This window comes from Bradyrhizobium sp., assembly GCF_028868675.1.
GTDB lineage: Bacteria > Pseudomonadota > Alphaproteobacteria > Rhizobiales > Xanthobacteraceae > Bradyrhizobium.
The window spans coordinates 1-7,916 of the sequence record NZ_JAGWUA010000214.1 but is presented as its reverse complement, the minus strand read 5'-3'; the positions used below and the strand labels follow the sequence as shown (position 1 = coordinate 7,916).

The window sequence follows — 7,916 nt, the reverse complement described above, 5'->3', positions numbered from 1 at the left end:
TTCGCTCCTAGGAAGAAAGTGGGTGGGTACCGGTCTAAACTCAGTCAGAGTGGCTCACCCATTTTCATCTAAGGCGGGTCGGCCCCTCGGGCCGGTCGGAACTCGCAATGACGAGTGAGAGGCTATCCCCCCGGCGCGCCCTGCGTGTTCACATAGAGCGCGTAGATCGACTGGCTCGCCGCCATGAACAGGCGGTTGCGCTTGAGGCCGCCGAAGCAGAGATTGGCGCAGCGCTCGGGCAGCGCGATGCGGCCGATCATGACGCCGTCGGGCGCGAACACTACGACGCCGTCGAGTTCGGGATCGCCCATGCCCCAGCCACACCAGAGATTGCCGTCGGTATCGACGCGAAAACCGTCCGGCGTGCCGGGCCCGGCATCGATCAAGACGCGCTTGTTGGAGAGCTTGTCGCCCGACGGCGAGACGTCGTAGGCGAGGATCTTCCGGTTGGGCACGCCGCGGGACTCGATGACGTAGAGGATTTTTTCGTCCGGAGAGAAGGCGAGCCCGTTCGGCCCCAGCACGCCCTCGGCGACGATCGTCGCCTTGCCGGTCGCGGGGTCGAGCCGGTAGACGTTGGGCTCGATCTCGGGCTCCGACTTGTAGCCCTCGTAATTGCCGAGGATGCCGAAGACGGGATCGGTGAACCAGATCGAGCCGTCGGACTTCACCACCACGTCGTTCGGTGAATTGAGCCGCTTGCCGTCGAAGGAATCGATCAGCACCGTGATCGAGCCGTCATATTCGGTCCGCACCACGCGGCGTCCGCCGTGCTCGCAGGTGACCAGCCGGCCCTGCCGGTCGCGGGTGTTGCCGTTGGCGAAATTGGAGGGTTTGCGGAAGATGCTGACGGCGCCGGTCTCCTCCTCCCATTTGACGATGCGCTGGTTCGGAATGTCGCTGCAGAGCAGATAGCGCCCGTCGCCGAACCAGACCGGTCCCTCGGCCCAGCGCAGGCCGGTGGCGAGCCGTTCCACCGCAGACAGCTTCAGCCAGTATTTTTCGAAGCGCGGGTCGAGTGCGTGGATCGCCGGATCCGGATAGGAGGTCGCCGGCCGCCAGCCTTGCAAGGATCTTTGGTCGTGCGACGATGCATCCGTCATGTGCATTTCTCGTTGTTGCGTTCCCTCTGGCCCAGTCTGCTATCATCGGATACTGACCGCCGCAAATCCGGACCGCCAGATGCGAGGGACCACATGCCGCGAATATTGATGACGGGGGCGTCGGGAGGAATCGGCACCAGCTTGCGCAAACTGCTGCCGCCGATCTATCCGGACCTGCTCCTCAGCGACATCAAGCCGCCCGTCGATCTCGGGACGGGCGAGACGTTCAAGGCGGCCGATCTCGCGGATATTTCGCAGTGCGAAGCGATCTGCGAGGGCGTCGACGGCATCCTGCATTTCGGCGGCTTCTCGGTCGAGGGCCCCTGGGACGACATCCTCCAGGCCAACATCATCGGCTGCTACAATTTGTTCGAGGCGGCGCGTAAGGCCGGCGTCAAGCGCGTGATCTTCGCTTCCTCCAACCACGCGGTCGGCTTCTATCCCAGGCATCACCGGATCGGCACCGAGGTCACCGTGCGCCCGGACAGCCGCTATGGCGTCAGCAAGGTGTTCGGGGAGGCGGTCGGCGCGCTCTATGCCGACAAGCACGGGCTGAAGGTGACCTGCCTGCGCATCGGCAATTTCGGCGAGAAGCCGGTCGACCAGCGCCGGCTGTCGATCTGGCTGAAGCCCGAGGACCTGGTGCAACTCTGCCGCATCGGGCTCGAGCATCCCGACATCCATTTCGAGATATTCTACGGCGCTTCGTTCAACGAGCGCGCCTGGTGGGACAACCACCGTGCCTACGAGCTCGGCTATCGCCCCACCGGCCGCGCCGAAGATTTCCGGCAGCACGCCATGGCTGAGCAAGCCAAGCTCAAGCCCGATCCGGTCAGCGACTACTATCAGGGCGGGGCGTTCTGCAGCCTCGAATACGACGGCAACGAGAGCCGGGTCATCGACTGGAGCAGGCGCTGATTCGAGATTACCTGGTGCGTTCGAAGCTGACGATGCTGCGCGTCGGGCCCTTGTCCGACCAATTCGGCATGGTGCGCCATGGGGTCAATACGTCGAGCTGGTCTCCCTCGAGCTTGAAAGAGCGGACTTGTTTGGTGCCGACCCACTCGGGATTCCAGGCAACGTCGACGCTGGTCGTCCAGGTGTCTCCTGCGATGCTGTAAGTACCGGTATAGGCGACCAGCGTGTTCAAGAGCTCCGCTCGCTCACGATCTGTCGTGGCGGGCTTGCGGCCTTCCGCGGTCAGCACGAAAAACACACGTCCTCCCGGCTGGAAAGTCACATAGCCCGTGGGCTTTTCTCCCATGACCGGCAGTTTCTCTCCGGTCGCCTGCACCTCCACGACGTAGGACAGCAGCCGCCAGGTTCCGACGATCCTGCCATCGTCCTCGCCAAAACTCGATCGCGTCGAAATGCCGGCCAGAAAGATCGCCAGCACGAGTGAAAGGCCCATTCTCACGCTGCTCTCCCCCGTGACGGTGGACATCGCGAAAAACTATTGCGGTCACGCTGGCTGGCGTTGATGTGGCTCAAAGCGGCCGAATACTAGCCGCAATTCCAGATCGGCCCGATCGGTGTTCGCGTCCAGCACGGACCGAAGCTGCCGCCATTGTAGCGGCCGCCGTAAAAGCCGGGACGGCCGAAATAGTGCCAGTCGCCGTCATACCAGTAGTAACTGGGGACCGGGTCGATGTACCAGGGGCGTCGGCTGCTGCGCGCCATGCGCCGCACCGCCTCCTTTTGCTTGTAGAGCGGAAGGCTGTTGCTCAGCGGCTGATGATAGCCCGGCAGGAAGCCGTAGCCATGCCAGCGCGGGGCCGGCCGCTTGTGAACTGGCGCCGCCGGCGCGACGACCGGCAGCAGGGACAACGAGACGGCAATCGAGAGAGACACAAGGCGCGACATGGGAGGACCCTAGACGGTCGGTTGCGGGAAGGCCATTCAAATTCAGCGGGCACACGTGCTGACCCTCAGCCTCGTCTGCTCGATCATCATCTCGCGCTGTGTTATTGACAATGGTTCGGCAGCCTGTACGACAATAGCGAGGCGGAACGGAGCGGCACGATGAGCAACGGCTTGCGCAAGGGGCTGACGAGCTACGGCGATGCCGGCTTCTCGCTGTTCCTGCGCAAGGCCTTCATCAAGGCCATGGGCTATTCCGACGACGCGCTGGAGCGGCCGATCGTCGGCATCACCAACACCTACAGCGACTACAATCCCTGCCACGGCAACGTGCCGCAGATCATCGAGGCGGCCAAGCGCGGCGTCATGCTCTCGGGCGCGATGCCGTTCGTGTTCCCGACGATCTCGATCGCCGAGAGTTTTGCGCATCCGACCTCGATGTATCTGCGCAATCTGATGGCGATGGACACCGAGGAGATGATCCGCGCCCAGCCGATGGATTCGGTGATCGTGATCGGCGGCTGCGACAAGACCCTGCCGGCGCAGGTGATGGCCGCGATCAGCGCCGATCTGCCGACCGTGGTCATTCCCGTGGGGCCGATGGTGGTCGGCCATCACAAGGGCGAGGTGCTCGGCGCCTGCACGGACTGCCGGCGGCTGTGGGCAAAATATCGCGCCGGCGACATCGACGACGCCGAGATCGAGGCCGTCAACGGGCGGCTGGCGCCCTCCGTCGGCACCTGCATGGTGATGGGCACGGCCTCGACCATGGCCTGCATGATCGAAGCGATGGGCCTGTCGCTGCCGATGAGCGCGACGATCCCCGCGCCGCATGCCGAGCGCTTCCGGCTCGCGGAATCCAGCGGCAAGGTCGCGGCCGCGATGGCCAAGGCGAAGGGGCCGAAGCCGAGTGAATTGCTGACGCCGGCCTCATTCCGGAACGCGCAGGTGGTGCTGCAGGCAATCGGCGGCTCGACCAACGGTCTCATCCATCTGACCGCGATGGCGCACCGCTCGCCGCACCGGATCGATCTGGAAGCCTTCGACAGGCTCGGCCGCGAGGTGCCCGTGCTGGTCGATCTCAAGCCGTCCGGCGAGCACTACATGGAGCACTTCCATCATGCCGGCGGCGTGCCGAAGCTGATGGCGCAGCTCGGCGACCTCATCGATCTCGACGCGCGGACGATCGCCGGCCAGACGCTGCGCGAGATCGTCGCGAATGCCGAGGAGGTGCCGGGGCAAGACGCCATCCGCCCGCGCGACAATCCGATCAAGCCGGAGGGCGGGCTCGCGGTGCTGCACGGCAATCTCGCGCCGCGCGGCGCGGTGATCAAGCAGTCGGCGGCGAGTCCGAAGTTGCTGCAGCACACCGGGCGTGCGGTGGTGTTCGAGTCCGTCGAGGACATGACGCTGCGGGTCGACGATCCCGATCTCGACGTCAACGCGGACGACGTGCTGGTGCTGCGCAATGCCGGTCCGAAGGGCGCGCCCGGCATGCCGGAGGCGGGCTACCTGCCGATCCCCAGGAAGCTCGCGCGCGGCGGCACCAAGGACATGGTGCGGATTTCCGATGCGCGGATGAGCGGCACCGCGTTCGGCACCATCGTGCTGCACATCGCGCCGGAATCCGCCGTCGGCGGACCGCTGGCACTGGTGCGGAACGGCGACATGATCCGACTCGACGTCGCCAAACGCAGCATCGATCTGCTGGTCGATGCGGCCGAGCTGGAGCGGCGGCGCGCCGCGCTGAAGCCTGTTGCAGCGCCCGACGGCGCCAGGCGCGGTTACGCGTGGCTGTTCAACGAAACCATTCTGCAGGCCGACGAGGGCTGCGACTTCGATTTCATGCAAGGGACCGGGAAGGGGTGACTTGGCACCCGTAAATCGGCTCAGGCGCCGGCGTCGGCCGGAGCCTTCTCGGGCCGACAACAAAAACCTGAGGTTCAACCCCATGCACAGTGGCCGGTGCGGTTCCGGCCGGCGTGCGGATTTACCGAAATGAGGGTTGACTCGTCGGGCAAATCAGTGGCATAGTGCCATCATCGCAGCGGCTGTGATCGACCTCCTTGCCGCTAGCCGATTTCCTGCACGCTCCAGCCCTGATCTCTGCGCACGAAGCCTGATGGCCGCGGCATGCGCCTGCGCGATGCCGTCCGCGTTGAGGGCATTGTCGGTCCGTCCCTGAAACCGTCCCTGCCGGTTCCAGTCGGTCGCGCCATGGTGCAGGCAATAGAACGAGCGCGACGGCGCGAGCGGGCTCACTTCGACTTGCTCGTGAATTTCTTCACGGCGACCCTGAAGTCCTCGGTGTGCATGGCCGCGATGATCTTGTGCTCCTCGGCGTCGAGCTGTTGTTTGGTCGGAGTGGTGGCGGCCTGATAGACCAGCGCCTTGGTGCCGGCGATCGCGGCCGGCGGGTTTTGCGCCAGCCGCGCCGCGAACTGCCGCGTGGCCGCCTTCAACTCGGCCGCCGGAACGATCTTGGCGACCAGGCCCCACTCGTAGGCCTGCTGCGCGGTGAAGCTGTCTTCCGACAGCAGGATCTGCAGCGCCCGGCGCGTTCCCACGGTGCCGACGATGCCGACCGTGCTGCCGCCGTCCGGCGACACGCCGATCTTGGCATAGGCCGGGGTGAAGCGGGCATCGTCGGCCGCGATGCAGAGATCGGTGACGAAGGCGAGCCCCATGCCGGCGCCGGCGGCCGAACCGTGGACGCTCGACAGCACGATCTTCGGCATCCGCCTGACCGTCTCGATGAAGGCATGATAGTGCTTCAACAGTTCGCCGACGACCGGCGTGACCGTGTTCGCCTCCGCCGCGGCGCCGATGGTCTGCAGGTCGCCGCCAGCGCAGAAGGCGCGGCCTTCGCCCTCGATCACCAGCACCCGGATGGCGTCGGATGCCTCGACCTGCGCGGCGAGTTGCTCGAGCCTCTGCGCAATCGCCAGGTTGATGGAGTTGAATGCGGCAGGACGGTTGAGCGTGATCGTGGCGATCGATCCTTCGATCCGCAGCAGGGCGGCATCGTCGGACTGGGAGGCGGCTGGAGCAGACATCGAAATATATCCCCGGCAGGACGCGATGCTGCACTAAATCTCAGAAGCAGAGGGGTGACAATCCCCGCCATCATGGCCGAATCCTGCACGCTGGCGCTCTTGCGCAACGCGAGACGATGGGGTCAAATGGCGCTGCCTTGGTTTGGGGACGGACACGAGCGCCGGCTCCTCGACCGACGAGGCCACAAGCCAAAATCAGCGAAAGAGGAGACGACATGGGTAACGCCTGTGTCCTGAAATTCGGGCTGTTCCGATGACGGAAGGTCCAGTGGTCATTGCCGGCGCGGGCCATGGCGGCTTTCAGGTCGCCACCTCCCTGCGTCAGGCGGGCTTTGCCGGCCGCGTTTGTCTCGTCAACGACGAGGCGCATCTGCCGTATCAGCGGCCGCCTTTGTCCAAGGCCTACATCAAGGGCTCGGCCGGGCCCGAGAGCCTCATGTTCCGGCCGGAAAAATTCTACCAGGACCAGAAGATCGAGTTGATCGCGGGCCGGGTCGTCTCGATCGACCGGCCGGCACGCAAGGTGCGGCTCGCGTCCGGCGAGGCGCTCGATTACGGCCATCTGGTGCTGGCGACCGGCGCGCGCAACCGCCTGCTCGATCTGCCCAACGCCAATCTCGCGGACGTGAAATATCTGCGCATCCTCGACGAGAGCGAGGCGCTGCGTGCGCTGTTGCCGTCGAAGAAGCGGGCCGTGATCATCGGCGCCGGTTTCATCGGGCTGGAGTTTGCCGCGACCGCGCGGATCAAGGGGCTCGAGGTCGACGTCATCGAGCTCGCACCGCGCGTGATGGCGCGCGCGGTGACGGCGGAGGTCTCCGATTATTTCCAGAAGCGGCATCGCGAGGCCGGCATCCGCATTCATCTCGGCGTGCAGGCGACCAGCATCGAGGCCGAGGGCGGCAAGGTCACCGGCGTCTCCCTGAGCGACGGCCGGCATCTGGCGGCCGATCTCATCGTGGTCGGCGTCGGCGTGCTGCCCAATATCGAACTCGCCGCGGAGGCGGGGCTGCCGGTCGCTTCGGGCGTCATCGTCGACGAGTATCTGCTGACGGCCGATCCTGATATCTCGGCGATCGGCGACTGTGCGCTGTTCGCAAGCCCGCGCTTCGGCGGATCGCTGCGGCTGGAGTCGGTGCAGAACGCGACCGATCAGGCGCGCTGCGTCGCGGCGCGGCTCACCGGCGACAGGAAGGTCTATGACGGCCAACCCTGGTTCTGGAGCGACCAGGGCGACGACAAGCTGCAGATTGCAGGCCTGACGACGGGCTACGACCAGGTCGTGCTGCGCGGCGATGCGGCGCAAAAGGCGTTCTCCGCCTTCTGCTACAAGGCCGGCAAGCTCGTCGGCATCGAATCGATCAACCGCGCCGGCGACCACATGTTCGGGCGGCGGCTGCTCGCCATGGACCGCTCGATCGCGGCGGACAAGGCGGCGGACGAAAGCTTCGACCTCAAGAGCGCGCTGGCGTGATCTGTCCCTTCGCGGCCCATCCTTCGAGACGCCCGCCTTTGGCGGGCTCCTCGGGATGAGGTCTCGTTCCGCGGCGAAACTCCAGACCCTCATGGTGAGGAGCGCCGCTTGCGGCGCGTCTCGAACCATGAAGCCGGCGCGCTTACGGAAACGCGGGGAGAGGTAAGGGAAGCGCGCCTACAAGACCGCCGCGACGTCCTCTGCCGTCGGCATCGACGGGCCGGCACCCATCCGTTGCACGGAGATCGAGGCGGCCGCGTTGGCGAAAGTGAGCGCGTCGCGCAAGGACGCGCCGTCGGCCCGTTGTGCCGCCAGTGCGCCGACGAAGCAGTCGCCGGCGCCAGTCGTGTCGACCGCCTGCACGGTTCGGCCGGGGACGATCAGCTCCTCGTTGCCGGTAAGCGCGAGGACGCCGCGCTTGCC

The 7,916-nt window shown here is 65.7% G+C and carries 9 protein-coding genes; 3 read left to right on the top strand and 6 right to left on the bottom strand.

Translation table 11 applies throughout. The annotated features are described in order from the left end of the window. Positions 1-122: 122 nt before the first annotated feature. Positions 123-1,103, bottom strand: coding sequence for an SMP-30/gluconolactonase/LRE family protein (locus KGM94_RS21380; protein WP_300263835.1), 981 nt, complete (start codon positions 1,101-1,103; stop codon positions 123-125). A gap of 93 nt (positions 1,104-1,196) precedes the next feature. Here KGM94_RS21380 and KGM94_RS21375 point away from each other — a divergent pair, with 93 nt between their 5' ends. Then, entirely contained in the window at positions 1,197-2,021 is an 825-nt protein-coding gene (locus KGM94_RS21375; protein WP_300263833.1) for an NAD(P)-dependent oxidoreductase, read from the top strand. A gap of 7 nt (positions 2,022-2,028) precedes the next feature. Here the strand turns inward: KGM94_RS21375 and KGM94_RS21370 are convergent, their stop codons facing one another. Both KGM94_RS21370 and KGM94_RS21365 read right to left on the bottom strand, forming a co-directional pair. Next, positions 2,029-2,514 (bottom strand): lipocalin-like domain-containing protein, encoded by a 486-nt coding sequence (locus KGM94_RS21370; RefSeq protein ID WP_300263832.1) that lies wholly within the window; start codon positions 2,512-2,514, stop codon positions 2,029-2,031. A 92-nt stretch (positions 2,515-2,606) separates the two neighbouring features. Continuing rightward, positions 2,607-2,966: a hypothetical protein gene (locus KGM94_RS21365; RefSeq protein WP_300263831.1), complete on the bottom strand. Its 360-nt coding sequence runs from the start codon at positions 2,964-2,966 to the stop codon at positions 2,607-2,609. A 159-nt stretch (positions 2,967-3,125) separates the two neighbouring features. Here KGM94_RS21365 and KGM94_RS21360 point away from each other — a divergent pair, with 159 nt between their 5' ends. Further along, positions 3,126-4,832, top strand: a complete 1,707-nt coding sequence (locus KGM94_RS21360; protein ID WP_300263829.1) for an IlvD/Edd family dehydratase — start codon at positions 3,126-3,128, stop codon at positions 4,830-4,832. A gap of 153 nt (positions 4,833-4,985) precedes the next feature. Here the strand turns inward: KGM94_RS21360 and KGM94_RS21355 are convergent, their stop codons facing one another. After that, on the bottom strand, positions 4,986-5,225 hold the full coding sequence (locus KGM94_RS21355) for a histidine phosphatase family protein (RefSeq protein ID WP_300263827.1): 240 nt from the start codon (positions 5,223-5,225) through the stop codon (positions 4,986-4,988). Further along, positions 5,222-6,019: an enoyl-CoA hydratase/isomerase family protein gene (locus KGM94_RS21350; protein WP_300263825.1), complete on the bottom strand. Its 798-nt coding sequence runs from the start codon at positions 6,017-6,019 to the stop codon at positions 5,222-5,224. Before KGM94_RS21350 ends, KGM94_RS21355 begins: the two co-directional genes overlap by 4 nt. Before the next feature lie 253 nt (positions 6,020-6,272). Here KGM94_RS21350 and KGM94_RS21345 point away from each other — a divergent pair, with 253 nt between their 5' ends. Continuing rightward, positions 6,273-7,493, top strand: a complete 1,221-nt coding sequence (locus tag KGM94_RS21345) for an FAD-dependent oxidoreductase (protein WP_300263823.1) — start codon at positions 6,273-6,275, stop codon at positions 7,491-7,493. A 177-nt stretch (positions 7,494-7,670) separates the two neighbouring features. Here KGM94_RS21345 and KGM94_RS21340 read toward each other — a convergent pair. Then, positions 7,671-7,916: PfkB family carbohydrate kinase (locus KGM94_RS21340; RefSeq protein WP_300263821.1), on the bottom strand; the 246-nt coding region annotated here is incomplete at its 5' end.

Excerpts from the sequence above, each read along its gene's own strand:
- KGM94_RS21380 (WP_300263835.1), bottom strand. The coding sequence starts at position 1,103 with ATGACGGATGCATCGTCGCACGACCAAAGATCCTTGCAAGGCTGGCGG.
- KGM94_RS21375 (WP_300263833.1), top strand. The coding sequence starts at position 1,197 with ATGCCGCGAATATTGATGACGGGGGCGTCGGGAGGAATCGGCACCAGC.
- KGM94_RS21370 (WP_300263832.1), bottom strand. The coding sequence starts at position 2,514 with ATGGGCCTTTCACTCGTGCTGGCGATCTTTCTGGCCGGCATTTCGACG.
- KGM94_RS21365 (WP_300263831.1), bottom strand. The coding sequence starts at position 2,966 with ATGTCGCGCCTTGTGTCTCTCTCGATTGCCGTCTCGTTGTCCCTGCTG.
- KGM94_RS21360 (WP_300263829.1), top strand. The coding sequence starts at position 3,126 with ATGAGCAACGGCTTGCGCAAGGGGCTGACGAGCTACGGCGATGCCGGC.
- KGM94_RS21350 (WP_300263825.1), bottom strand. The coding sequence starts at position 6,019 with ATGTCTGCTCCAGCCGCCTCCCAGTCCGACGATGCCGCCCTGCTGCGG.
- KGM94_RS21345 (WP_300263823.1), top strand. The coding sequence starts at position 6,273 with ATGACGGAAGGTCCAGTGGTCATTGCCGGCGCGGGCCATGGCGGCTTT.